22 protein-coding genes are annotated in these 26,890 nt (G+C 41.0%); 11 read left to right on the top strand and 11 right to left on the bottom strand.

What is annotated here, in order from left to right; translation table 11 throughout:
- Positions 1-52: 52 nt before the first annotated feature.
- Entirely contained in the window at positions 53-1,258 is a 1,206-nt protein-coding gene (locus tag ACOSVQ_RS03745) for an EAL and HDOD domain-containing protein (RefSeq protein ID WP_491981243.1), read from the top strand.
- Positions 1,259-1,571: 313 nt separating this feature from the next.
- On the opposite strand, the gene ACOSVQ_RS03740 is transcribed toward ACOSVQ_RS03745, so the two are convergent.
- The 3 genes from ACOSVQ_RS03740 to ACOSVQ_RS03730 form a co-directional block, all read right to left on the bottom strand.
- Positions 1,572-2,153 (bottom strand): DapH/DapD/GlmU-related protein, encoded by a 582-nt coding sequence (locus ACOSVQ_RS03740; RefSeq protein ID WP_491981242.1) that lies wholly within the window; start codon positions 2,151-2,153, stop codon positions 1,572-1,574.
- 104 nt (positions 2,154-2,257) lie between these two features.
- The gene (locus ACOSVQ_RS03735) at positions 2,258-3,214 is read right to left on the bottom strand and encodes an LLM class oxidoreductase (protein ID WP_491981241.1); all 957 of its coding nucleotides are present in this window, start codon (positions 3,212-3,214) and stop codon (positions 2,258-2,260) included.
- A gap of 29 nt (positions 3,215-3,243) precedes the next feature.
- Positions 3,244-3,696, bottom strand: a complete 453-nt coding sequence (locus ACOSVQ_RS03730; protein WP_491981240.1) for a nuclear transport factor 2 family protein — start codon at positions 3,694-3,696, stop codon at positions 3,244-3,246.
- Between the two features lie 120 nt (positions 3,697-3,816).
- Here ACOSVQ_RS03730 and ACOSVQ_RS03725 point away from each other — a divergent pair, with 120 nt between their 5' ends.
- The 3 genes from ACOSVQ_RS03725 to ACOSVQ_RS03715 all read left to right on the top strand — a co-directional run bounded on the left by ACOSVQ_RS03725 (position 3,817) and on the right by ACOSVQ_RS03715 (position 8,489).
- Complete coding sequence (locus tag ACOSVQ_RS03725) at positions 3,817-4,740, top strand: LysR family transcriptional regulator (protein ID WP_491981239.1); 924 nt, start codon at positions 3,817-3,819, stop codon at positions 4,738-4,740.
- A gap of 359 nt (positions 4,741-5,099) precedes the next feature.
- Positions 5,100-7,319, top strand: a complete 2,220-nt coding sequence (locus tag ACOSVQ_RS03720) for a nuclease-related domain-containing protein (RefSeq protein ID WP_491981238.1) — start codon at positions 5,100-5,102, stop codon at positions 7,317-7,319.
- Positions 7,320-7,835: 516 nt separating this feature from the next.
- Positions 7,836-8,489, top strand: a complete 654-nt coding sequence (locus ACOSVQ_RS03715) for a peptidoglycan DD-metalloendopeptidase family protein (protein WP_491981237.1) — start codon at positions 7,836-7,838, stop codon at positions 8,487-8,489.
- 114 nt (positions 8,490-8,603) lie between these two features.
- Here ACOSVQ_RS03715 and nagA read toward each other — a convergent pair whose 3' ends face one another.
- The 3 genes from nagA to ACOSVQ_RS03700 are packed head-to-tail and all read right to left on the bottom strand — an operon-like array spanning position 8,604 to position 11,314.
- Entirely contained in the window at positions 8,604-9,737 is a 1,134-nt protein-coding gene (nagA, locus tag ACOSVQ_RS03710; protein ID WP_491981236.1) for an N-acetylglucosamine-6-phosphate deacetylase, read from the bottom strand.
- Positions 9,738-9,740: 3 nt separating this feature from the next.
- Positions 9,741-10,604 carry an N-acetylmannosamine kinase gene (locus ACOSVQ_RS03705; protein WP_491981235.1) on the bottom strand — a complete coding sequence of 288 codons (864 nt, stop codon included), beginning with the start codon at positions 10,602-10,604 and terminating at the stop codon, positions 9,741-9,743.
- Positions 10,592-11,314, bottom strand: coding sequence for a putative N-acetylmannosamine-6-phosphate 2-epimerase (locus ACOSVQ_RS03700; protein ID WP_491981234.1), 723 nt, complete (start codon positions 11,312-11,314; stop codon positions 10,592-10,594). Before ACOSVQ_RS03700 ends, ACOSVQ_RS03705 begins: the two co-directional genes overlap by 13 nt.
- Before the next feature lie 232 nt (positions 11,315-11,546).
- Between ACOSVQ_RS03700 and ACOSVQ_RS03695 the strand changes: the two genes are divergently transcribed.
- The 7 genes from ACOSVQ_RS03695 (at position 11,547) to ACOSVQ_RS03665 (ending at position 18,713) form a co-directional block, all read left to right on the top strand.
- Positions 11,547-12,512 carry a sialic acid TRAP transporter substrate-binding protein SiaP gene (locus ACOSVQ_RS03695; RefSeq protein WP_491981233.1) on the top strand — a complete coding sequence of 322 codons (966 nt, stop codon included), beginning with the start codon at positions 11,547-11,549 and terminating at the stop codon, positions 12,510-12,512.
- Positions 12,513-12,577: 65 nt separating this feature from the next.
- On the top strand, positions 12,578-13,087 hold the full coding sequence (locus tag ACOSVQ_RS03690; RefSeq protein ID WP_491981232.1) for a TRAP transporter small permease: 510 nt from the start codon (positions 12,578-12,580) through the stop codon (positions 13,085-13,087).
- Positions 13,088-13,092: 5 nt separating this feature from the next.
- Positions 13,093-14,376: a sialic acid TRAP transporter large permease SiaM gene (gene siaM, locus ACOSVQ_RS03685; protein WP_491981231.1), complete on the top strand. Its 1,284-nt coding sequence runs from the start codon at positions 13,093-13,095 to the stop codon at positions 14,374-14,376.
- Positions 14,377-14,413: 37 nt separating this feature from the next.
- A complete protein-coding gene (locus ACOSVQ_RS03680) occupies positions 14,414-15,310 on the top strand; it encodes a dihydrodipicolinate synthase family protein (protein WP_491981230.1) in 897 nt (298 codons plus the stop codon).
- A 125-nt stretch (positions 15,311-15,435) separates the two neighbouring features.
- A complete protein-coding gene (locus ACOSVQ_RS03675; protein WP_491981229.1) occupies positions 15,436-16,272 on the top strand; it encodes a MurR/RpiR family transcriptional regulator in 837 nt (278 codons plus the stop codon).
- 201 nt (positions 16,273-16,473) lie between these two features.
- Positions 16,474-17,631: an N-acetylneuraminate epimerase gene (locus tag ACOSVQ_RS03670; protein WP_491981228.1), complete on the top strand. Its 1,158-nt coding sequence runs from the start codon at positions 16,474-16,476 to the stop codon at positions 17,629-17,631.
- Positions 17,632-17,645: 14 nt separating this feature from the next.
- Positions 17,646-18,713 carry a YjhT family mutarotase gene (locus tag ACOSVQ_RS03665; protein ID WP_491981227.1) on the top strand — a complete coding sequence of 356 codons (1,068 nt, stop codon included), beginning with the start codon at positions 17,646-17,648 and terminating at the stop codon, positions 18,711-18,713.
- A 165-nt stretch (positions 18,714-18,878) separates the two neighbouring features.
- Here ACOSVQ_RS03665 and ACOSVQ_RS03660 read toward each other — a convergent pair whose 3' ends face one another.
- The 5 genes from ACOSVQ_RS03660 to ACOSVQ_RS03640 form a co-directional block, all read right to left on the bottom strand.
- The gene (locus ACOSVQ_RS03660) at positions 18,879-19,631 is read right to left on the bottom strand and encodes a DUF2931 family protein (RefSeq protein WP_491981226.1); all 753 of its coding nucleotides are present in this window, start codon (positions 19,629-19,631) and stop codon (positions 18,879-18,881) included.
- Positions 19,621-21,720 (bottom strand): phospholipase effector Tle1 domain-containing protein, encoded by a 2,100-nt coding sequence (locus ACOSVQ_RS03655; protein ID WP_491981225.1) that lies wholly within the window; start codon positions 21,718-21,720, stop codon positions 19,621-19,623. Before ACOSVQ_RS03655 ends, ACOSVQ_RS03660 begins: the two co-directional genes overlap by 11 nt.
- Positions 21,717-22,493, bottom strand: coding sequence for a DUF4123 domain-containing protein (locus tag ACOSVQ_RS03650; protein WP_491981224.1), 777 nt, complete (start codon positions 22,491-22,493; stop codon positions 21,717-21,719). The genes ACOSVQ_RS03655 and ACOSVQ_RS03650 overlap by 4 nt, the downstream gene beginning before the upstream one ends.
- The gene (tssI, locus tag ACOSVQ_RS03645; protein WP_491981223.1) at positions 22,490-24,550 is read right to left on the bottom strand and encodes a type VI secretion system tip protein TssI/VgrG; all 2,061 of its coding nucleotides are present in this window, start codon (positions 24,548-24,550) and stop codon (positions 22,490-22,492) included. The genes ACOSVQ_RS03650 and tssI overlap by 4 nt, the downstream gene beginning before the upstream one ends.
- A gap of 236 nt (positions 24,551-24,786) precedes the next feature.
- Complete coding sequence (locus ACOSVQ_RS03640) at positions 24,787-26,667, bottom strand: methyl-accepting chemotaxis protein (protein ID WP_491981222.1); 1,881 nt, start codon at positions 26,665-26,667, stop codon at positions 24,787-24,789.
- Positions 26,668-26,890: the final 223 nt, after the last annotated feature.

The following is a 26,890-nucleotide window of genomic DNA, read 5'->3' as shown; positions in this document are numbered from 1 at the left end:
GAGTTACATCTCATAAGTGAGCAGCATCAGCGTGTGTAAGGTGTAGGGAACTATGTTCAGTTATGTAGCAAGGCAACCCATTTTTGACAGAAATTTAGACATTTACGGCTATGAATTACTCTATCGTGATGGGCCAAATAATGCCTTTCCGAATGGGATGACCTATGGCATCACCGAACGCCTATTTGTTGAACAGCATTTGACGTATCAAGGGGTATTACTTGACCAAAAGTTGGGGTTTGTGAACTTTGATTACGATGATCTCATTAATGAACTGCCGTTAGAGTTCCCAAACAACCAGTATATCGTTGAGGTATTGGAAACCTGTGTGCCTGACGCAGAACTTTTGCATGCTTTACAGTCTCTTAAAGAGAATGATTACATTGTTGCACTTGATGATTTCTGTTTTAGCGATAAACGTTGGAGTCCGTTTATTGATGTTGCAGATATCATAAAGTTCGATATACGAGCCTGTCCGTTAAACCAAATTAAACACTTTGCCATAGAGCTGAAACAGCGCAATAAAAAGTTATTGGCAGAAAAAGTTGAAACGTATGAAGAATACGAAGAAGCTAAGAGGTTAAGCTTTGATTTCTTCCAAGGCTATTTTTTCTCTAAGCCGCAATTAATTAAGCACAATAAGCTTGATGAAGTGTTCAAAGCAAACATAGAGCTTCTGCAAGAAATCAGTAAGACCGAGTTTTCTGTTAACACTATTGAAAAAATTATCGCTAAAAGTCCATCGCTTACGATTCGATTGTTCAATTATGTTAATAGTCAAGTTTCTGTGCGTGCAGAAATCAGTTCAATCAGTCAAGCCGTGAGTTATCTAGGTAAAGAAAGGCTTAAGCGATTTTCATCGCATCTGATAATATCTATGTGCCCGAAGAATAAACCTAAACAATTGTTTCTTAACTCATTATATCGTGCGCATCTGCTTCAATCGTTAGCGTTGGAACTCCATGGAGGAGCTGTAGCTGGAAAAGCATATATCACAGGCATGTTATCGCTTATTGATGCGTTAATGGACATGCAGATGCCCGAGATTCTTTCCAGTTTAAACCTGGACCGAGACATCACTGACGCTATTTTGGAGTACAAAGGGGATCTCGGGGATTTGTTGTTTTTGGTTAAATCCTTAGAAGAAGGTAATTGGAGCTATGTAGACAAGTTTCAGTTGAGGCACAACAAAATTTCACCTTCAATGTCAAAACGATTTATCGATACGATTGCTTATGTAAATAAGAATATTGATTGAAGGGGCTGCCATACCAGTCATATCAAGTTCTAAATGTCCAAGAAGTCAATATAGGATCTCTTAATCTGACATAAGCATTTTAGAACATCAGGTATTACATGCTTTTGCCCCGGTCGTTGTTATTCCCCGATGTTTAATAATTCAGTGAGTGGTGATTTGACATACTTTTGGTCACTCTAAAGTAGTGATTCATGTACGTAATTGTTGAGTCTAGTAATATGGTCGCTATTCACGCAGAAATCACGGTAGTCTCGACTTTTGTTTTAAATCGGATTTATCGGTTGGCAACGCTTCACATATGTATATTACTGCATTACGTACCACTTGCTGAGTCTATGTGTTTAATAAGCTTTGCTGGTACTCCTCCTACAACAGTATTGGGAATCACATCTCTGTTTACTACCGAACCGGCAGTAACTACAGCTCCATCACCAATGATGACTCCTTGTAATATGGTTGCATTAGAACCTATCCATACGTTATTACCAATAACAATGGGTTTAGGAATTGTAGTGCCTCGTTTATGAGGAGCCAATTCATGATTGAGGGTTGCTAACACCACATTGTGGCCGATGAGGACGCCATCACCAACAGTAATCCCTCCCTGATCCTGAAAACAGCAACCGGAATTGATGAAAACGTTCTTACCAAAGCTAATGTTTTTACCGCAATCGGTATTGAATGGTGGAAACACCATAAAAGAGTTGTCGATAGGTTTTCCGATTAGTTGAGACATAATCTCTCGGATTTCCTCTGGTGGATGGTAGCTCCCATTAAGTTTCGCGGTTATTTTTAGAGCTTCCATTGCGAGTTCATAGCATTGCTGGTGTATTTCTGAATTTCCTTCTATCACACCACCTTCACGCATGTATTGTAAACATTCTTCCAGAGTCACTATGTTTCCTTAACTTTGTGAATAGAGTAATTCCAAATCATGGAGGTGTAGAACATTGAGGTCAAGTTTTAGCTTTATGGATTGTTTCTTTTGTTTATCAATGCTTAATCTTCACCTAGAACGGGAAGTACGTATTGTCCCATTTCGTCGATAATTTCATCTGCTGGTCTGCGAGAAGGTTTTAGATTAAGAGCAATATGATTAACCCCTAACTTTTTATGTTTGATTAGACGCTCTATAAGCGCGTTGCGTCCGATCCTGACTACGTTATAAAAACGTTGATAAGGGGCATCGGGGTTTGCATCGAGGTCGAAAAACGTTGCATATCCGTACTTAGGTGCTGGATTATCACCAGCAGCAGTTTTTAGTTGTGAAATAAGTTGTTTAATTGCATGTTCATCATCAACAGACCATATCCAGGCGTCTACATTGTTTGCCAACCATTCAATCGGTTGTCGAGATCGGCCAACTGCCATCATGGGGATATGCCCATGTACAGGTTTAGGATGGAGATCGAGATTGCCTTTTAAGGTGCCATAATGTTGGGTCGCCATTTGTGGGAAATGATCACTGTGTAAACGGTTAATGACGTCAATAGACTCACGATACAGTTCTGCACGTTTATCAAAATCAATTCCGAATGCCGGATACTCGACAGGACGATCACCTGTTGATAGACCTAGTACAAAACGTCCGCCAGTGAGAAAATCTATTGACGCGGATTCTTTAGCTACTGAAATTGGGTCACGTAATGGTAATACGATACCTGCTGTCCCAAGGGTTATCTCATTTGTTACCGCTGAGAGGTATCCAGCATAGACAAATGGGTCTATGATTTGGGCCGCGTCTCCAAAATTAGGGTCGTAAAATGGGACATCACGTGCCCAAATACTGGAAAAACCTGCTCTTTCAGCTTGTTGAGCAATTCTTAGATGGTCCTTTAGAGTCGGGAATGGTGTACTCGGGTAAGCTTCTAGCGGAGTTAATAACCCAACAGTTAACTTATTGTCGGAAAACACGCGCTGAAAACTGGCTGGCAATGACAGTTTGCTATTATTCATCGTTTCTGGTCTCTTATTTTTCTAGGATATTAATGAGACTCATCCGGCCATAAAACATCTAACTCACTGTGTGAAATTCTCCATTCTCCGTTTACACGAACATATTGATCTACGTAATGTCCTAAGAGCAAAAACGGATGTTGGGATTGGTCGCGGTCAGTAACGAAATCCAGTAAGTAACAGCTACCTGACGCATTGTTTTCGTCGATTAAAGTTATATCGTGATTAGTTACCGCGTGAACGAAAGGAAAATGTGCACGGTTTCTTGTATCGAATGTGTGGTAAGCCTCTTTTAGGCTTTGTTTGATTTCAGTTAAACCTTTCATTGAGCCTACGGTAACTTTAACTTCGGCATCTTCTGTAAAGATTTCTCCCATTTTTTCAGCTTCGCCACCATCAAGTAGCTGGCTGTAACGTAGTCTTAATGCTCGAATATCTTCGCGGTCAAGAAAGGCCTTAATACGTTGGTTGTTATCGGACATAGTGTATCTCCAGTTAATGACATAGGTCAGGTTGTCTCATCTAATAGGAGATATTGTATTGACTTGTTATAAAATGATAATACAGTTTAAATTCCATTTATTGCATCCCACAGTTCCACAATGAAGATTATCGATACTCAATTCTCAGGCGTGATTGAATACGTTGAAACGCTACGAACGGGTTCATTTACTGCTGCTGGTGAACGTTTAGGGCTTACTGGTTCTGCAATTGGTAAAAGCGTTACCCGGTTAGAAAAAAAATTAGGTACGAAATTACTGCATCGAACTACACGCAGCTTAACGCCGACACCAGAGGGGCAACGTTATTTTGAAGGTTGGATTGGTATACTGGATGAAATCGACAGTTTGGAGCAAGGTATTGTCGCAGGAAGTATTCAGGTTTCCGGAAGCTTGAATGTCCATCTCCCAGCAGCATTCGGGAGAAGGCACGTGATGCCAGTTTTGCTGGAATTAACTAAGAAATACCCGAATCTCGATTTGTCGGTTGCATTTAGTGAAAGGCGTATCAATTTGATTGATGAAGGTGTTGACCTCGTTGTACGCATAGGGACACTGGCTGATGATGCGGATTTAATTGCAAGACGATTAGGGTGCCAACGATTAGTTTTGTGTGCCAGTCCCAAATATCTTGAAAAGAAGGGGACTCCTAAGCTAGTGACAGAATTGACAGAACATGACTGTATTGTCGGCGGGCAAAGAAGTTTTCAACCCGCATGGTTGTTTAGGCGTGAAAACGGTGAAAGTTTCACACAGATAGTTCATGGTCGGTATTGTTTTAGCGATGGTGACGCAATGCTCTCTGCGGTCTTAGAAGGTGTGGGTATATCTCAGTTGCCAACTTGGTTGATCAATGAACATCTTGCGACAGGTGCGTTAGTGACTATCTTAGATGAATATGCCGGTGCCGAAATGCCAATACATGCGGTATGGCCGCGTTCACGATATTTAAAGCCGAGACAACGAGTAGTGATTGATGCATTGGTAGAAGACGCTGAAAAAACAGGTTCGATTTATCAATTATGACTTAGTATTCTCCCCTAAATGCATTGCTTTAGCTGTAACTCATTGTGTTTCATTTTAAGATACTGGCAAAGTTATTGTGAGTACGTTTGCCAGACTCAAACTAATCCGGATTCTGCTAATTTAGAAAAGTCGCTGACAAGGTTTTGTCCAACGCTGAGCTAGCAACTGTGGCTAGCTCGGTTCTGCCCCAAAACGTGTTTGAGCTAGCTCAGATAGTAACGAGGAGTGGTAGTATTTCCCTATTTCTGCTTATACCATAAGTGTGTCTAGGGAATCACGGGGCATACCGATTCCTCTTTATTGTGCAATTGTTTAGGTTAGTGAAATGGCATAACACTATATAGTGAATGGAATCCTTGATGTTAGATTGTGAACTTAATTACTTTGATAAGCTTTTCTTAGATTTAAAGGAGAGAGAGCATAGTTATTGTCCATACAAGCTTGTGATCGAGGCATATCTTTACAGAAATCCTTCACAGAAAAGGAAAATGAAACCCCAGCCCAACCGAGATGAATCCTTTTGGAACTCAAAGTTCGTTTTTGACATTCCACTATCAACGTATAAAACTGATATTTTCATACTCGCGTTAACACGCTACTTCGCACAGGATATCGCCAAAAATTTCAACTTAATGACTAAGATTTACGCAGAGTCTCCAGTGACTATTCGCACTGCAATTCGTCGTTCTCAATTGGTTTTAAAGAAAGAGCATGCAAAGTGGAACGAGATTAGAACACTAGCCAATCAAAACCCACATGAACTGGTAGAACTCATCACCACATGCGAAGCATTCCAATCAGCACATAAAGACAGGCTAAATTTAGTAAAGGAATTCAGCAAACCGTTACAGCCTTTAACTTTGTTTGAGTTGATGTCATTATCTGCTGCTTACTCATTTAAACACTTAAAGGAACAGGCTGTTTCGTTTGACGGTGGGCTTATAAGTGCAGATTCACAGTTAAGAGCGTTAACAGAGTTAATGCAATGGAAGCTGAGACATGTATCAAATGAAAGTTTTACCTTAAACGATATTAAGATTTCACAGTCTTTAAAGAAATATCATGTTCCTCTAATTTTTCCTTCAGATGAAGATAATTCTAGAGCAGAGGCTTTTTTAGAAATTTTCAGCCAATTAGTGCAAGCTCAAGTGGAACTCGATGAGTTTATATCTCAGAGTGTTTATCCATTCTGTTTTGATGATTCGCTTCTTTTTTCGGTCAAAAATGAACGTTTAACATTGACGCATTTAGATAGTGGTTTAGACGATACATGGGAGCGGAATGGAAATCGACAAAAAATGCTTAGGGGTTATTGGTTTAACTTAGCAGTAAATGAGTTCATAAGTTCTGGTATGGCATCCAAACAAATTGGAACAAGTGAGAACCATGAACGTAACCAACTCGCTTACGTCAAAGCAATAGCAAGTTCACTCGAACTTCAGAAGGTGTATGGATTTACATCGTCCGTGACCATTAGTTCAGGATTCAACGTCAATCTGTTCCAGGCACTATTAGCTCAAGAGCTAATGATATCTTTTTATTCAAAGGAGTATATCGAAGCATTTGATCGAGAGTATGCAGAGGTAGGTGATTGGAAGAAAGCCATTGGATTAGTTACCATACAAGGACTAGCGACAGGACAAAATCGATTCCCCATCACATGGTCGCTTTGGAAAGATAAGGTCAATAATATTGTCGGCTGGACGGTATCGGATGATTTTCCTAATGGCAATATCAATGCAGCTAAAGCAATTTTAGATTTCTGGTGCCTTGATTTGAAAAAGCGCAGTGCGCTTTTGAAAGCCTCACCGACCAGTGAACTTCAACAACTAACCGAAAAACCTGTCTTTAAAATCGGTAGTTATTGTGTTCAACTCCCTTGGCTAATGTCAGCTCAAATAAGTTCAGTTAATGCTGTAAATAATCTACGCCGATTTGCAAATCAACGTAGCTCATTGAAGGATGAGACAACAAGAATCGAAAACCAGTTGGGTGATGAATTCAAGCTCAGAGGGTTCTCAGTGTTAAAAAACTTTACCGTTAAAAGCTGTGGGGGATCAGAAGCTGGCGAAATAGATTTAATTTGTGTAATAGATAACATCGTGATTGTTATCGAAGTTAAATCTACGTTTTGCAGAACGACCAAGTCTGAAATCTTTTATCATCGAGATAAAACTTTACGCAAAGCAGGTATGCAAGTGAGGAAGAAAGTTGATGCAATAATAAGGGAGATTCAAGTAGATGATCAGCTTAGGAAAACTTTAAAGTTATCTACCGATACTCCCAACGTAGTTGGGTTGATTGCCGATACATCCATTGAATTTGACCATGAGTATTTTTCAGGTTTTATGAAGGTAACAATAGAAGAGCTTCTTATTGCATTAGCCGACAATGCTCACTTCTTATGTAACCAAGAACAAAAATTCTCGTCATCACTAGCGTCAGGTGAACAGGTGAACCTTGTTTCCGAAGCGCACTCATTGTACGAAAATGGGTTTAGTGGCAAAGAATTTCTAGAAGTTATAGAGCATTCTAGAGTCTGGAAAAGTGCAGACCATTTTAATTGTGGTAAGTCCTGAGGAACCTAGATAATTTCTAGGCTATCAATTTACGGTTCACCTGTAACTCACTTTTGTCCAAAAGTGAGTTACAGGTGATTGTGATGTTTAAAGCCAATAGAATTAGAGTGAATCGCCGAGGAGGCATGATTTATTTCGAGCTTAACATGTAGGAAAGTTTCTTACGCTGCATTTGGGTTAAAGTAGAAACTTGCTAACTTATGCTGCAATTTTATGCTGTTATATATTGCAATTTTGACTATAACTTATTGATCATACGTTCGCGAATATGCTGACTTATGCTGCACGTATCACCATCTAAATCTCGCAAGTTTCTTTTCTTCTTAAATCATCAAATTTCAAATAATGTTTCTGTGTTTCGACACGGCATGATCTCTATTCATATTTATCAAAAATTAGTTTGCTCAGTGTTTGCCTGTGAAGGTGAGATGATTGTATTAAACCAACTTTCTGACTATAAACTGGTATCTATGGAATAGTTAATTTTCAGCAAGTTGCTACGTTTCAAGGATGAAAATGAAAGTAGAGAGTTATTTTCCGATATTTGGCGATGCACATCCCAGCGATAACTGGATTGCGATTGATTTGTCAGAGGGTAATCCCGAGCTTGATTTCAACAGAACAAGTGATTCGAACTATCTCGAAGCATTTATTCAATCTCAGCTATCAGCCCAAAATACAGTCGCTATAGGGGGTTATAGAGAAAAAAGAGCTACCTATAGAGCTGCACCCCATTTCTCGAATCAAGAACCAGAAAAAGCACGAGATTTACATTTAGGCATTGATCTATGGGTAGAAGCGGGAACAAAAATCTATGCACCGCTAGATGGAGTTGTGCATAGTTTCCAACGTAATGACTTGCCGTTTGATTATGGGCCAACCATTATTTTGGAACACCAAGATGCAGGTAAGGTTTTCTACTCTCTATATGGTCATCTATCGTTAGATTCTCTTGATGGTTTAGTTGAAGGAATGAAGATTCAACAAGGGGATGTTTTTGCGTATGTAGGCAATAGGGATGTCAACGGCGGCTGGCCACCACACTTACATCTACAAGTCATGTTTGATATGTATGGCTTAAAGGGTGACTTTTTTGGCGCAACGTCTGAAGAAGACAAGCAGAAGTTTTTTAGTAATTGCCCAGATCCGTCATTCTTACTGGGTTTATAAATGCTAATCAATAATTGAAGCAAAACAAAAATCGAGGGCATTTGAAAGACTATTTTGCTAATAGTACTAGTGTTAGCTTCCTCGATATTTTGTTCATCATATCAGTATTTCTCGTCAGTACAGGACTCCATCAACCAGTACAGCTTGTGTTTGGTAACGTGAGTTAAGCACTGTGGCTGCTGAGCGATAATCAGGTTTAAGGAATCCTAGATCATCACATTTCATCGCAAGAGCAGGATAGGTTGAAGCCATTTTTAGAGCTTCTTCTTCTGGTATTCCCCATCGGATGACGTTGGCTACAGATTCATCCATACCTATATGGGCGCCTGCAAGATTACCTCTACTGTTGACTAGTTTATTGTCAACCACTCGTATGGTTTCACCATCGAGTTCGAATTGATTGGTTACGCTGCCAAGGCTTGCCATTGCATCGGTCACGATAAGAAGTTTGCCTTTAGGTTTTACTTTATGCGCCAGTAAAAAACTCTTTGGATGTACATGAATACCGTCGGTGATGATGGAGCACCAAGCGTGGTCATTAAGCATTGCTATTCCGACCGTCCCTGGCTCGCGTCCTTCTAATGCTGACATAGCGTTATAAAGATGTGTGAAACCGTCCACTAAACACATTTTATCTTCAGTAAGTTGAGTAGCCTTTGCATTGCTATGACCGCATGACACGACAATCGCTTTGTTTTTTAGCCATTGTAAGGATTCGACGGACATGTTCTCCACTGCGGCAGTAACGAGAATCTTGCCTTTTGTGAGCCAATCGAACTCCGAAAGCTCATGCGGTGAAGGTGAATAAAACAACTCGGGATTATGTGCCCCTCTTTTCTCTTGATTTAACCAAGGTCCTTCTAGATGAATACCTAAAACACCGGCAACACCTTCTTTAATTGCATTTTCTATAGTGGAGAGTGCTTTTTGTATGTCCTTGGGAGTGGTGCTGATAAGCGTCGGCAGCAAGTAAGCAGTGCCGTGGGTACGATGTGCTCGACAAATCGTATCCACCGCAGATGTGGATATGTCATTGTTGAACATGACATCGCCACCACCATTTACTTGAATGTCTATAAAACCTGGAGCAATGGTGGCGTCTTCAAAATGGTGACGTTCGATATCATCAGGGAGCTGAGAGATAGGAACAACGGATTTAATTGATGTGCCTTCCCATACTAAAGCTGCATCTTCATGGTAATTAACGCCATCAAAAAGCCGTGTGGCAGAGATTGCTTTTGTGGTCATATTCTATTCCTTAAATTGAAATGCAGCCCCAAGTAAACATGCATCATAATTGCCTTTGGCTGCTAAAACTGGCACTTGGAATACTTTTGGCCGACGTTGGATAGCCTCGTTCACTCTTGCTAAATATCCTTCTGCGAAGCCAATTCCGCCGCCGAGTACAATAACATCCAGATCCAAACCAGCCTTCAAATTGCAGCATAGAGTAGCAATAGCTCGCGCGCTATTAGCAATAATCTGCTCAGCAACGCCATTAGTTTTCGCTTGTTCAAACAATTCGATATTCGTCAGTGGAACTGAAAATAGTTCATCACTGGCTTTCTTAATAGCTGTGCCTGAAGCTATCGATTCAACACACCCTATTTGCCCACAACCACATTTTTTGCCGTTGACATCAATAGACATATGACCAATATGCCCGGCCAATCCGCTATGTCCTTGGTGAAGCTTTCCGTCAATGATGATACCGCCCCCTACACCTGTAGAAACGGTAATGAACGCCATATTTAGTGAGATATCATTCAACTGAACAAATTCATACCAAGCAGCTGCTTGAGCATCGTTCAATATTGCTACCGGCTTTCCTGTTTGCTTTTCTAACTCTTGAGCAAAAGGGAAAGGTGTTGGGAAATTAAGCGTGTCAGGATTAATGGCTGTAATACCATCTTTAGTTACAAAGCCTGTTGTAGATACACCGATATTATCGATATCGTTAATCCAGCTCCGGATATCTTTTAAAATAGACTCGGTGAAATGGGCAACATTCGTTGATTCAGGCGTCTCAATCTGATGACGTTCAATAAGAGTCCCGCCTTTAACTATACCTAACGCGACTTTCGTTCCGCCGATATCAATTGCTAGCGTGCGCATTTCCTTTCTCCTGCAGCTTGGGTTGCTTTGTTAAACCACTGTGTCACGATTTCCAACCTAGTTATCGCAGAACCAACAGTAACGGCTACAGCACCGGCTTCGATTGCTTTAGCTGCAAGTTCTGGAGTGTTAAATCTTCCTTCCGCCATAGTGAAATAACCAGCATTAGAGAATGCATGCACCAATTGGAAGTCTGGCTCTGTAGGTTCTGTATCTCCGACGTATCCTGACAGAGTTGATCCAATAATTTCAACTCCCTGTGAGTGTGCCCACTCGCCATCTTCGAAGCATGAACTGTCCGCCATTGAAAAGCAGCCAGTATTTTTTATGGCCTGAGCAATATGTTCACGACTTTCAGGACGAGGGCGATTAGTTGCGTCAAATGCGATTATGGTCGCTCCTGCATTGGCAAGTGCATCAACATCTGAAACAAATGGTGTAATTCGTACTGGGCTATCTGCCAAATCACGTTTGACGATACCAATAATAGGTATACCTACTGCAGCCGAAACCGCAGCGACATTGTTAGCTCCTTCGATACGAAGTGCTTTTGCACCAGCTTGCTCAGCGGCGACTGCCATTGCAACGATGAACTCTGTTTTGTCTAAAGGACTATCGGTCACCGGCTGTATGGAAACTACAGTTTGACCTTGTAAAGTTTTTTTTAGTTCATCGATCGTTAAGTTTTTAGTTCTCACAACAGGCCTCATTTGTTTTTACTGCGGGCGAACGACCTATCCAGTAGGCAGAATTAATTTTTGCGTTATTCGCAAAAGGGCAGAAATAATCAATTATTGTCCGCGATCACATTTTGAAAAAAGGTGGTTTGAAAATAATCTTCATGGCAATGATAATTCATAACGAAGATTTTTTTCAAACAAAATAAAATTTTTTTTTGAAAATGGTGAAGTAAGGTGTAACACGAAAAATAAAGGGAATAACATGAAAGCCATTAATAAGATTACTATCGCAATGCTAACTTTGGGGTGTGCCGTTTCAGCACAAGCTGCTACTACATTGAAAATGGGTATGCAGGCTTCTGTAGGCTCTGTGGAATACACTTCTGCAAAAATGCTAGCAGACACTCTTGAAGAAATGAGTAAGGGTGAAATTAAACTGGCTCTGTATCCAAGTGCTCAACTTGGTGATGACCGCGCAATGCTGCAACAGCTCAGTATGGGTGACCTTGATATCACTTATGCGGAGTTTGGTCGTATGGGACTTTGGATCCCTCGTGCGGAAGCCGTTACTCTGCCATATGTTGCTCGTGATTTTGAACATTTACGCCGTATGTTTGACTCTGAATTTGGTCAGGGTATCCGTGAAGAAATGTTGACTAAGTTTAACTGGCGAGCGCTGGACACTTGGTATAACGGTACACGTGAAACAACTTCTAATCGCCCACTTAATTCAATTGAAGACTTCAAAGGTCTGAAATTACGTGTACCTAATGCAAAACCTAACCTCAATTACGCCAAGCTTTCTGGTGCGTCACCGACACCTATGGCTTTCTCGGAAGTTTACCTAGCACTTCAAACCAATGCGGTAGACGGTCAAGAAAACCCTCTACCAACAATCAAGACAATGAAGTTTTATGAAGTCCAAAAGAACTTGGCAATGACTAACCATATTGTGAACGATCAGATGGTGATTATTGCAGACGCAACTTGGCAAAAACTGTCTGATGAGGACAAAGAGTTGGTTCAAAAAGCAGTTAAGAAAGCGGGTGCTGCGCATACAGCATCAGTGAAAAAGCAGGAAGAAGAACTGGTTTCATTCTTCCAAAGTGAAGGTGTAAACGTGACATATCCAGATCTGACTCCGTTCCGTCAAGCTATGCAGCCTCTCTACAAAGAGTTTGAAAGCAAAATAGGTCAACCTATCGTTGAGAAACTTGCTGCAATGTAAATGGATTGATTTGTCGATCTCTCAATGTTTTAGCTGGCCATATTTGGCCAGCTATGGAGTTCAAGATGTTACGTAAGATAGTCAATAATTTAGAAGAAATCATTACTGTACCTTTGATGGCGGCGTTGCTGGTTGTACTAACTTGGCAAATAGGCACTCGCTGGCTACTGAATGACCCTTCTTTGTGGAGTGAAGAACTCGCAAGAGTTCTCTTTATGTATATGTCGTTAGTCGGGTGTGCAATCGCAATTAAGCGTAGTACTCACGTAAACATTAGTTTCTTTTCAGACAAGCTACCGGAAAAGGTACGTCTGTGCCTAGTTCTGTCGTTGGAATTCGCCGTGTTAGTTTCTATCGCTGCGATTATCTATCTTGGGTATCAGCATGTTCAAAGAAACGCATTCTTTGAATTGATCACTCTCGGAGTCTCAAGCAGTTGGATGAACTACAGTCTTCCATTAGGCGGTGTGTTCATGGTTCTCAGACAGCTGGAAAAAATGTTTAATATTTCAAAAGAGTTATGTGGATGCGCAAATTCAGCCTCTATATCTGACTCGCAAGTACTGGAGAGGTAGTGACTATGGTTGGTTCAATATTTGGCTGGCTAGCTCTGCTATTTGCTGGTATGCCGGTTGGTTTCTCATTAATTTTTGTTGCACTTGTATTTTTGGTTTTAACCAACAGCACAGGTATCAACTTTGCTGCTCAACAGATGATCGGTGGTATTGATAATTTCACTTTGCTAGCCGTGCCATTTTTCGTGTTAACCGGACACTTGATGAACAGCGCAGGTATCACTGAACGTATCTTTAATTTCGCCAAGTCTCTCGTTGGTCATATCACAGGTAGTTTGGGCCATGTGAATATAATGGCGAGCTTGTTGTTTTCTGGTATGTCTGGATCTGCTTTAGCAGATGCTGGTGGCTTAGGACAGCTAGAAATTAAGTCAATGCGTGATGCAAAGTACCACGACGATTTTGCCGGTGGATTGACGGCTGCCTCTTGTATTATTGGTCCTTTAGTTCCCCCTTCAGTTCCATTGGTCATTTATGGCGTAGTGTCGAATACATCCATCGGAGCTTTATTTTTGGCAGGGGCAATTCCGGGAATTCTATGTTGTATTGCTTTGATGGTGATGAGCTATTTCATCTGTAAAAAGCGCGGCTACATGACTCTGCCAAAAGCAACATGTCGCGAACAGTTGAAGTCATTTAAAGAAGCGTTTCTATCTTTGCTGACGCCAGTAATCATTATCGGCGGTATCTTCTCAGGTAAATTCACACCGACCGAAGCGGCTGTCGTGTCATCACTTTACGCGTTGTTTCTCGGTACTGTGGTCTATAAGCAGTTAACTATCAGTGGCTTAGTTGAAATCTTAAAAGAAACGGTTAATACAACAGCAGTTGTAGCGCTAATGGTTATGGGCGTGACGGTGTTTGGTTGGATTGTTGCACGTGAGCAATTACCACAGATGCTGGCCGATTACTTTTTGACCATCAGCGATAACCCGTTGGTATTGCTATTACTTATCAACTTACTGTTGTTGTTTTTAGGTACGTTTATCGAGTCATTAGCTCTGCTTTTACTCTTGGTGCCATTCTTGGTTCCAGTGGCCTCAGCTGTTGGTATCGATCCTGTTCATTTTGGTGTAATGGCAATTCTTAACCTGATGATAGGTATCCTAACACCACCGATGGGTATGGCTTTATATGTTGTTTCACGTGTTGGTGACATTCCGTTCCATACGCTGACTCGAGGTGTGATGCCGTTGTTGGTTCCTCTGTTTATTGTTTTGGCTCTTGTTGCCGTTTTCCCACAATTCACCCTACTACTACCTGAAATATTCTTAGGTTACGGACAGTAGTTTGGCGAGTGCATATTAAATATTTAAGGTAAATGAAATGAAAAAATTAACTGGCCTGATTGCTGCTCCTCATACTCCGTTTACTGCGGACAACAAGGTTAACTTTGCTGCGATTGACCAAATTGCTGAACTGTTGATTGCTCAGGGTGTAAAAGGTGCATACGTTTGTGGTACGACAGGCGAGGGTATCCATTGCTCGGTAGAAGAGCGTAAAGCAATTGCTGAGCGCTGGGTAAAAGCTGCAGACGGTAAGCTAGATTTGATCCTCCATACAGGTGCTCTAAGTATTGTTGATTCAATTAATTTAACAGAGCACGCGGAAACTCTCGATATTCTAGCGACTTCTGCAATTGGCCCTTGTTTCTTTAGACCTGGAAATGTTGACGATCTTGTAGAATATTGCGCGCAAATTGCAGCGGCAGCTCCGTCAAAAGGTTTCTATTACTATCACTCTGGTATGTCTGGTGTGAATCTGGATCTTGAGCAGTTTTTAATTAAGGGTGAACAACGTATCCCTAACTTATCTGGAGCAAAGTTCAATAATTCTGATCTTTACGAGTACCAACGCTGTATTCGCGTTTCGAATGGCAAATTTGACGTTCCCTTTGGTGTCGATGAATTTTTGCCAGCGGGATTGGCTGTAGGAGCGGTGGGTGCTGTAGGTAGCACTTATAATTATGCTGCTCCTTTATATCTAAAAATCATCGATGCCTTTAATCAAGGGAAACAAGATGAAGTTGCTTCGCTTATGGATAAAGTTATTGCCATCATCCGAGTACTGGTTGAATACGGCGGTGTCGCTGCGGGTAAAGTCGCTATGCAACTGCATGGAATTGACGCTGGTAATCCTCGCCAGCCAATCCGCTCTTTAACGGATAAACAAAAATCAGACGTACTTGCAAAAATGAAAGATGCTGGATTTATGTTTTTATAATGGCACGTGGGGGAGTAAATCTCCCCCAAACTTTAGAATTTAGAAACAAATCATCTCGTTAGTGTATTAATAGATATAGGTCTTTGATACTTTATTGGGAGCCAAATTATTGTTAAGGATGCCCCGTGAATTTGCCTAAAAACTTACTGGTTCGGTTGCGTTCCAATATTGAACCGTTAAGTAAAAAACTTAGATTGGTCGCTGACTATGTGTTGGAAAATGCACATGACGTTCAGTATCAAACTATTACAGATTTAGCGCGAAATACTAAAACGAGTGAAGCAACAGTTGTTCGTTTGTGTAGGGATTTGGGCTATAAAGGCTACTCTGATTTCAGAATGGCATTAGCAGTTGACCTTAGCCAAACAGCAAGTGCAACGCAGCCAATCATGGACGGAGATATCTGTGATATCTCTGCACAAAGTGCCGTCGATAGTCTTTTAGATACAGCGAAATTGATTGACCGAGCTTCACTTAAACGTATCTGTGAACTGGTTCATACCTCCCAGTTTATTGGATGTGTAGGTGTGGGGGCTTCTAGCATTGTTGGTCGTTATTTAGCTTATCGGCTCGTACGTATTGGTAAGAAAGCTATTATGTACGAAGACACTCATTTGGCCTCTATGAGCGCGGGACGCAGTACAAAAGGTGACTTATGGTTCTCGGTATCAAGTTCCGGTTCTACGAAAGAGGTCATCCATGCAGCTAGCCAAGCTCATCGACGCGGCGTGCCTGTTGTGTCGCTGACCAACATTAGTCATAGTCCTCTATCGTCGATTTCCGATGAGATGTTAGTGGCAGCTCGTCCAGAAGGTCCGCTTACTGGCGGAGCTTTCTCTTCTAAAGTGGGAGCGTTGCTCTTGGTTGATGCACTCATCAATACGTTATTAGACATCTATCCAGAGTATTCTGAGTCAGTGTTCGAAACCGCAGAAGTTGTTCTACCTCTGATGAATAGCTAACACCCTTCTGAAGTTACACATAATTTCTAAAGCCCATATCTAAATGGGCTTTTTTAATATATTTAAATAAAAATAATTTTTATTGGTACATCAATCAAAGAAATATTTTTTCATTGATCGATAATTAGTTTCTCTGAACAATCAATCTGGCTAGTGAGATGCCTCACGCAGTACGGCTAAGTATCTAACTAGGAAATAAATATGACTATGAAAATACGCTTAATTTGTACTTCACTACTGGCTGCAACTATGGCTTTCAGTACACAGGCCTATGCGGACAATCAATGGCCAGATCTGCCGTTTGGATTTAAAGATGGAATTAGCGCCCAGATAGGGGACCGAGTATTTGTGGGGCTCGGTTCTGCGGGTAAAGAGTTTTATATGTTGGACTTGAATAACGTTTCCAGAGGTTGGCAAAAGCAGGCAGAGTTTATTGGAGCGCCAAGAAGCGGAGCAACCGCATCGGCTGTAGGTAGCGATGTATACGTATTTGGAGGTTCGGGGAAAACGAGTGATTCAGATGTATCACCAGTGCTTTTCGATTCTATCTTCAAATATGACTCAAACAGCAATACATGGAAACAGATGCAAAGTACATCACCGGTGGGATTGTTAGGAGCGTCTTCTTATTCGCCTGACGACAAGAAAATCATTTTCTTTGGTGGATACAACAAAAAGTACTTCGATAGCTATCTGCACAATATCTCCACAACTGATCAAAAAACCAATCCCGAAGTTTGGCAAAAAATAGTAAATGATTACATGGGCATGAAGCCAGCTGATTACAATTGGAATCAAAAAGTGCTGAGTTTTGACCCTCAAAATCAGACTTGGAGTGTAGTCGGCATTTCACCATATTTTGCAAATTGCGGTGCCGCAATAGTTGCAGATGGTGGTGCAGCCACATTAATCAGTGGCGAGATTAAACCCGGCTTGAGAACTGCTGAAGTCAAACAGTTCAGCTATGGACAAGCTCAGCCATGGAGTAGTTTACATTCTTTACCTGCACCTGATGGATCAACTATTCAAGAAGGAGTAGCAGGTGCATTTGCAGGCAAAAGTAATGGTGTAACGATTGTTGCGGGTGGTGCCAACTTCCACGGTGCAAAAGCGGCCTTCGAGAGAGGAAAAATGTTTGCTCATGAAGGCCTTCCTAAAGCATTCAACCCTGAAATGTATATTGAAAAAGACGGAGTGTGGTCAAGAACCAATAGCTTATCTGAAGGGTTAGCTTATGGCGCTTCATTTACTACGACAAAAGGCGTTCTCATCGCTGGTGGTGAGAAGAGTGATAGAACCCAGAGCAATAAAGTATATTTGTTGGCTTGGGATGGTTCAAAAGTGTCTATTACCGATTAATCAAAGAGGGAAAAATGTCGTTAGTGATCGACTCAATTGCAAATTTACCCATTGGCATTAAACACGGTGTCGGCGGTGTGTTAGGACGAAAGATATACATAGGGCTTGGAAGTGCTGGAAGACAACTGTTTGTCTTTGACTTGGACTGTCCTAGTAAAGGTTGGCAATCTGCACCTGAGTTTCCGGGATGCCCGAGGGATGATGCAGCGTTTACGGTAAGTAACCATAAGTTGTATGTGTTTTCTGGTGCAGGTATTGAAGCAGGAAAGAACATTCCTAGTGTATTACTGGATAGTTATGTTTTTGATAGTGACACAAATACTTGGCGCCAATTGGGAGGTGACGTACCAGTTGGTTTGTTAGGAGCTTCTTGTTGTAGTTTAGATACGGGTGAAATCGTCTTTTTTGGTGGATATGGTAAAGAAACATTCGACAACTTCGTATTAGAAATCTCCGAGATAAATTCTCTTGAAGAACCGGAAAAACATAGACAAGTGCTAACTGAGTTTATGACGCAACGAGTCGATGACTATGGATGGAATCAAGATATATGGCGTTATTCTCCCACACATAACCGCTGGATAGTCGTTGGGCGAAACTCTTTTCATGCTAATTGTGGGTCAGCAATCTCTAAAGAGGGCAATACGATCACGTTAATAGAGGGCGAAATGAAACCAGGCCTCAGAAGTTTAGATACTAAACAATTTGAGTTTGATGGTGATTTAGTTACTAAAAGTGTTTTATGTGCCGCTATCTGTGATGTTGATTATGAGCATGAAGGTTTAGCGGGGCATTTTTCCGCGAGCATTAATAAAGAAATTTATGTTTACGGTGGAGCCTACTTTATTGGCAGTCAATCAAACTTTAAAGAAGGTAAACTGTATGCTCATAAAGGTTTGACCAAGCACTATACAAATAAGATCTGGAAATATGACGGTTCAAACTGGCATTTTTCAGGTGAATTTGGTGATGGACTGGCCTATGGGTTGTGCGTTTCTATTGATCGACGAATGTACATCATAGGTGGTGAAAACAGTTTAGGTGAAGCTCAAACACGTTGTTATACCCTTTGTGTACAATAACTTTTTAGTAATAGCCTCAATTAATAATTGTTAGTTGAGGCTATTAGTTAAAGATTTTTGATACGTAAAGAATGCTTAAAGTACAAATGGTTTATTTGTAACACTATCAATAGAAAGTCTTCGCTGCTCCAAAATAGTTGAAATAACAGCAATCATATTGATTGATTATCTGAGAGCCTCTTCAAGCGTTTGCATTTTATCTCGTTTTTCGTTGTACCAAACTTTGTCTACTTTCTCCCAAGGAATAGGGTCAATGTTCAAGCCTTCCTGTTGTGCCGCTATATAGGCGTTTGACGTTTCTTTCGTCCAGTTTTTACTTCTTAGTTGGGCTCGAACAGGATCAAAAACTCCGACATACGTATATATATTGCAGCCTTCTAGCCAAAGTTTTGCTCGTCCATCGGGTAACAATCCAAACTTAAAAGTGGTTTGATAGCAGTTTTGTCCTTCAAGCCAAGTATGAGGATAAGGCTTTTTCATCGCTGTTTTCATTTGTTGAGTAACTTTGACTACAGTTGCGTAATGACTGTTAGTAAAACTTGAGTTCCAGTAGATATATATTTCATCTGGTAGAGTCTTGTAGCCCAGCCCCATTTGACTTGGAGTGAAATCTGAATGTCCGAGTGCAATACCGTATCCTTGGTAATCTTGCTGCTGGAGGTCTTTCCTAATTTTATTTATGTTCCTTCTGCCATCGCTTAACAGTAGCTGACTGTATGGCAGCATTAAACTTGTCCAATCATTCTTTTCATTTACTCCATAGGCTTCAGTTACACCGGATACATAGACCCATGGTATCGCGACTCCTATTCTCCATGGATGAAAACGTTCGTCGCTAGGGAAATCTGCTTTGGCTGAGCAAGCTGTAATTGCAGGGATTAGTGCAAGTATTGCAACAATCTTAAAGTTACACTTCACATTCGTACTCCTCTCTAAAATAGCGGTTATCTTTCAAATTAGGTTTAAATGGTTTGATTATTCCGCTACTCAAGCTTTCATTTGAGGAATGATGTATAAGGTTAAGAGACTGGAAGAGTTCTGTGAGTTTTGGAGAACGGAGAGTCTCTTGCAATTCAATAATGTTACCTGATTTGGCTATGTCCATAGCGCGTTGGCAAAATTCACCAAAAGGGAAACGGGGAGCATTTTTGTTTGGATGATACAGACTCGTAGGGATTGTGTAGTATTGCACTTTACCAATATTACTATCATTGGACTTGTTCCATACCACGTTACTACCTTCCGAATCATCGAAAGGGACACCATGATGCACTGCAAGTCCGAACATCACTCTTAAGTACAATCGAGATAAATCTCCTTCTGTGCAGCTGCGGTAGAGTAAATCCATTTTTGCAAATTTTTTGTCTTTCCCAGTAAAGCGTATTTGAGGTTTTAGAACCAGATACCTGCCTTTACTCCAGCCATGTGATGCGTCAAACTCGATGACCTTTTCTAGCCTTGTAGAGATAGATTTAATAATGCGTTTTTCTTCAAAACGAGGAATGTTGTGTTCAGAAATTGACTTAATTAATTGGTTTTCAAGAATAGGTAATAAGTAATCCTTGTCACTAAAAGACTGTCTTGAATAGTAGCCACCGCCTATATCTGAATGTGCCCCTGGCACTATTATCTCGTCAAAGTGTGGTGCTTTATTTAATAAGTTAACACTGAAGTTGTGGCGGTATTCAGTTTGTCTGTTTGCTATTAAATGAACAGCTCTTTTCACGCGTTCTGGATTTATCCAAAGCTTAATTGGGTCGTTATCATTATCATGGGCTGAAATGTCCAAATCCCACAAATTCGCAACGGCAGCAACAGTATCAAACAATCCTGCAAAGGTTATGTAACAGTTATCATTGCTGTTCCAGTTGAAATTATGAGTTAAATAGATCCCATGGGATTTACATGCTTGAGTGAACGGTTCTTGGAATAATTTATCTTTGCTATCTAGTACTGTATTTATAAAGTGTCTTGCCGCTGCCGCGCCTCGACTGAAACCAAACACATCGAATTCAACGCTACTAAAGCCGTCAACAGCAAACTTTCTTTTTATATCTGAAACAATAAGCTCTACTTGACTGCAAATTTGCTCTATTCCAGTTTTTACTTTTTCCAAAACGCCATACTTACCAATCCCCATACCTTGACCACTTGCTTTATCTTCATCAGCAGGAGCTATTTCTGTACTGTTTCCAGTACCGATTCCTGTCACATATTGAGCGTGATAATAGGTGGTCTCATCATCGTTAAATTCGTTATGTGTGTATAAATCAAATAACTTTTGGATGTTGGTAAGTTCGTTTTTTGCACTGACGCATTCTTGCTTTTCTACTTCCGGCGGGTATTCAAAACACTTATCAATGAGATCAATGGCGGCCAATTGTTCCTTATGAATCCCTTTCTTGATTAGAATAGCTTTCGATGCGTCATAGGATGCTCGCCAAACATTGGCATGTTCATCGAGTTTTTGTTTTCCCCATTTTGCGCTGTAAGTATTGTTTGCTGTGCCATCAAAAAAAACACCAAAGCGTAATGTAATATAGCGGCATCCTTGAATGGTTACATAGTAGCTCTTGTCTGTTACTAGATTTGGCTTGCCACATGCATTTGCTTGATGGCGAGTAGGGATAGTCAACGTTGGGTCGTCCTCAACGAAATCCCCTAAAGCTAGGGTCTGATGTATCCATGGTGAGTTATTATATCCATTTGGATGCTCTTTACTCCATTCACTAAACGCTTTTCTCTTGTCCTCTGCAGGCAGACGTTTTTGAGTTTCATTTACCCATAAATTGGTGTCAAAAGTTATTGATACGCGACCAGCGGCAAGTGAACTAATTAATATTGGTTTTTCACCAACAGTTATCGGATACGCTTCTCCACTACCATCAACCAATATCCCTTTTATATTAGAGAATGCACGATTGTGTTCATCACGAATGACAATTTCTATCCAGTGATTTTTCTGCTCACAGTTAATGCAATATGGGTTTACACCTAATGAACTCATGCTTCCACCTTACTAAACTTTGTGAGCGTAGAAGTTTCATTAATCGATAAGCGAAATTTTGACGCGATGTCTTCAATGGAAGCGTTTACAGATGTGAGTAGCTGAGAAAGCGCATAAAGCTCTGCTTTTTCCAGAGACCAATGATTTTCGCTAGAGTAGGAAAGTGCATCTTTTATGATTTGATTCGATGAGAAGTGTTTTTCCATCACTTCAGGAATAACACTCCAGAATCGCCTTTCTAAAACCCGACAATGAGTGTCCAATTGATACAAGTTAGTCAAGTGATTTGGTTTAATAACCCACCAAGGTTCGTCATTTTTTTTGTAATCATGGTTTAGAGGGTTAATCAAGGTCATAACAGTTTCAGAATCCCAATAGAGTAAGGTTCTAATGTTCCCCATAAATGAGTATTTTTCGGACTCTTGCATCAGGTTTAACATCGGTGCGATAACTCGAGGGTCATAAAATCTAAATAGAACTTCTTCACCGTCTAATCCAGCAAGAAGTAAGCTGCGTAGATGATCTAATACATCTATGACGGAGTAATCGGACTCTAATAAAATCCCTTGTTGTATAAGCTGCTCATTGATTACAACCAGAGCTTTGCTAGGGACCAACCACGGTGACAATGGCATAACATCTTGGTATGAATCGCCATGGAACAATGGAATAGAGCCATCTGCGGGCAAGCCAGTTTTGATAGCTTGCTCAAATAAATCAGCAGTCGCTAACCAGTAAGAGCTATCGGAGTGATTCAACATCCATTCGTTCATATGACTTTCCCTTTATCATTAGGGCAGGTTTTGACGGATGGGACATGACGATTTTCGGCATTAAGTAATGGTTGATAAGCCACACGAGTGATAGTTTCTCGAGGTGGATTTCGCTCTTCAACGCTGTTTGGGAGTATAGGTTTTTGACCTCTAAACCCACTTCCATTTCCAGCGCTACCACCAGAGTTAAGATTTATTGATGGACCTACAACACTTACGCCAGAGGCGTCGATTTTTACGAAACTTCCTGCTGCTTTAAGTGTTATTTCAGCTCCAGCTTCAATGACGATTTTGGCTCCGCTCTTGATATGAACTTCATTCCCGGTACTGAGTGCGTAGAGATTTCTGATTTTATGATGGTAGCTACCATCAACAATTTGAGTGCAATCATGAGTGACCTTTATTCTGCTTTCGCCATCAATAGTGGTGTGTTGATTGTTTTTTATTTGGATAAATTGGTCGTTATCGACCGTTAAATGTTGATCGTGTTTTATATGAGTTGAGTGGTCATTGAGCACATCGGCTTCATAATCTTTTTGTGCATGAAGGTAGATCTTTTCTTTATCAGACTGGTCTTCGAAGCTCAGTTCGTTGAATCCCTTGCCTTTGTGGGTCTCTGTCCGGATGACCGTTTTTGATTTGTGATCCGGCAGCGGATAGGGAGGTGTGTTTGTTGCGTGGTAGGTTCGTCCTGTAACGATAGGTTGGTCAGGGTCACCATTTAAGAATGACACAATCACCTCATGCCCCACGCGAGGTATAGCCATGAAACCGTATTGGCTTCCAGCCCAGCTTTGAGATACTCGAACCCAACACGAACTGTGTTCGTCACCATTAGAGTATCGATCCCAAGGGAAGTGAAGCTTTACACGTCCGTGTTCATCACAGAAAATCTCTTCGTCTTTTGGGCCGACAACAGTCGCAATACATGGGCCATCCACCTGAGGTTTAGCGACCGGTGTTGCTTGCCAGCTTAAATGAGCAGGGATCAGTTTTAGAGTATTTGTATAAGTTGTTGCGCCATGTCCTCCAGCTTCTTCCAGTGCTTGAGGCTGCGTGCCAGAATGTTTGACAGAGACGACTAGCCAGTCACGATTATTGGTTTCGTCTAAATGTTCATTTAAATCGAATCTATATCCGGCTTGGAGGGCTGGCTCATTACTTTTAGCAATGGCGGTTTGTGCCTCCCTTCGCAAATAGCTTAAGCGCGTGTTCGTGTATGTTTTACCATTTTCGTTGTCTTTGAATCGTCCTGGGAAATCAAAGTGCTGGTAGGTATCAAACTGGTAATCTAATTCAGTGCCTACACCCATTTGGCTGAAAAGATAATTGGGCTTTTTGAAGCTATAGTCACAAAGCTGAGCCTCGGCAACCTCTGATTGATAGCTCTTTATGAGAGAAAAAAGGAATGTAGTATCAGCGACCCCTCCCGAGGAAGCATTGTAGGCTATTGGTGCATTTAACTTTGGTTGACTGTTACTGCTATCGCTAAAAAATAACGCGTGTTTTCCATCCTTATGAACATAGTGGTAAATGATACCTTCTTCAGCAGAGAGTCGTTGTATAAAAGCCAAATCACTTTCACGGTATTGGACGCAAAACTCACGTTTTTTGCACTGACGTTTTAATGAAAATACTCCGTCGTGAATACCCATCTCTTTTAATAACACTGTGATGATTTCAGGCACGGTTTTAAATTGAAATATCCTGCTATTGTGACGCAGTGACAGTCGTTCTAGTGAAGGGACTAGTGTGAGTGAATAATAGGAATGAGAGTGTCCTGTATCACCTTGACTGAAACAGCGGACAATCCCGTTTACATGCTGCGCAGGAACTCCGTTCCTAAAGAGAGTTAAATGTGCAGTTCGGTCAACCACCTTCTCAGCAGAAATGTTTGGATGCCTGCTGGCTAACTCAATGTAATAGCGAAACCCATGGCAGTAATCCCCGTTCTCCAAAACTACATTTGAAAGTGATTCATAGCCCGTATATTCGCGTACGACAAATGTTTCATCCGGTAGTCCATCAACATTTAACGTGAAATTAAGCTTTGCCATTTAACCCTCTAAACACTGCAAATTGCATATGAGTAAAAGGCGTAGGCAAAGGAAGTGCCAATAAGAAAAACTAAATTTTTCAGTTAATTAAAGGTAGGTATTTTGAAAGGGAGCAATTTTTAACAAGTAATCGGGTAATAAGTTACGCACTGTGCCAATTATTACCCGACTGTATTTAGAAGAAACAATCTCCTCATTCCTATCACTGAGTGATGGGAAGAGGAGTTATTAACGACCTAGACTTTAAAATACTCCAGCTCGTTAGTTTGAGCTTCTGCGAGTTGTGCAAGTTCAGCAGAAGCTTGCAGCGTTTGGTGAATTGCTGATACGTTTCGGTTCACCAAGTCAAATGTGTTGGTAATAGACTGAGAAATCTCTTCTGTTACCGCGAACTGTTGCTGAGAAGCCGTTGCCACCAAGGTATTAATGTCAGAAATCGATTGAGATGCTGATGCGATTTCTTCAAATGCGGCTTTGATTTGATCTGCAAGTGCTACTGATTCTTCAATCAGATCAACGTTTTCCATCATATTTTTATTCGCTTTGTCGGACTGACCGCGCAGTCTTTCAATAATCTTTTGAATACTAACTGTGGATTCTTGAGTTCGTGTTGCCAGGACACGAACCTCATCCGCAACAACGGAGAAACCACGACCTTGTTCACCGGCGCGAGCCGCTTCAATTGCCGCGTTCAACGCGAGCAAATTGGTTTGCTCAGAAATGTTGTTGATCACCTCAGTAACGCTACCAATCTCCAAGACCAACTGACCAAGCTCACTAACGATGCTCGCTGTGTTGGTGACTGACTGGCTGATTTTATCGGTTAAATTGATGTTCTGTTCAAGAGTTTGTTTGCCACTTACAACGCTGTTTTGAGTCTTACGTGCTTCGTCTTCTGCCATTACTGCTTTGTTACTGACTTCTTGAGAGGTTGAAGACAACTCATTGATCGCGGTAGAAACTTGCTCCATTTGTTGCAGTTCATCTTGAGCGTTGCTTTGGGTTTCGTTCATCACAACATTCAGCTCTTGCGCAGCAGATGATACGTTTTCTGAAATGCTTAAAGAGTTTTTAATCAAAGTCGACAATTGAGCAGAAAGATTAACTAGTGACAGATAAATCCCTGTCTCTTTGCCCGTTTGGGTGAACTTATGAGAAAGGTCACCCGTTGCCATCTCTTTCATTAGTGCAGCAATTTCATCTGGAGCGCCACCTACAGGTCTTAGCACAAGCTTATTGATAATCACCATTAATATTGCGCTAGCTAAAATAATGCAGATGATGCCAGTAAGAGCTGCATAGACGAGTTGGTCGTTAGCACCTTGTTCGATTTCGCTGTTTGGCGTAAAGGTGACGAAACTCCAACCGCTGATCTCTAAGTTTGTCCAGAAAGCGGTGAAATCTGTATTTTTACCATTTACAACTGCGCTGTAACTTAGCTCAGGGTTTGAAGCGTTGAACTCTTTATAAAGCGGACGTTCATTAAAGATATTTTTACCAATCAACTCAGGGTAAGGCGAGTGTAAAATGGTACCGTCGTGAGCATAGAGGAACATGTCCGTTTTGCCAGCAAAAGTACCTAATACGGAACTGGCTTTGATGTTAGCGGTAATTGCAGTTTCGTCATTCAATTTATAGATAACAGCGATGACAAAATTACCGCTGGTTGCAGATTTAAATGGCTCAGAAACGTAAAACGCTTTGCCATCGTTAAATACTGCATTGTAGTAGGAGCGGTTCATATCTTTCGCGTTGAATGGGAGTTTTTCACCATCTGAATTAAACAAACTGCCATCTTTAGTCACAATTGATACGGCTTCACTGACGTCTTGCTGCACCCTTTGTAGAGTTCTTAGCTGACGAATAACATGTGTGGCTAAACTGCCACCTTCGGTATCGCCTTCAAAAGTGCTTAGTGCTGCCAGTTCACTGCGATAACTTTCAAATTTGGAGTGAAGTGTTGCCTCCATCGTCGCATTCTGTTCCCTTAACATTTCTTTATGTTGGGCAATGCTTTCGTTTCTAAAAGCTCGATAATCTAGCGCAGCAATTAGAACTACAATGACGGCAATGAGAAGGCTCAGTGTGCCGATAGTTTGTAATTTGAATTTATTCATGACTCCCTCATCCGACAATGTGCAATCTTTAAAATATAAACAATATGAATAATTAATCTATTTGCGCCGACTATATATTCTTTAAATTTATTTCGGTAGGTAAAATTTACATAGAATCCCCAAAACATATTTTGAGTCAATTTCGGGTTACAAATGATATGAAACACGGTGTTTATGTTTCTGTTTTTCTCTGAATGCAGTGGATTGTATTAAAGCGGGATGA

It is taken from the genome of Vibrio sp. HM8-C (assembly GCF_058630515.1).
Note: the sequence above shows the minus strand (reverse complement) of the source record. Positions and strands in the feature narration are given on the sequence as shown.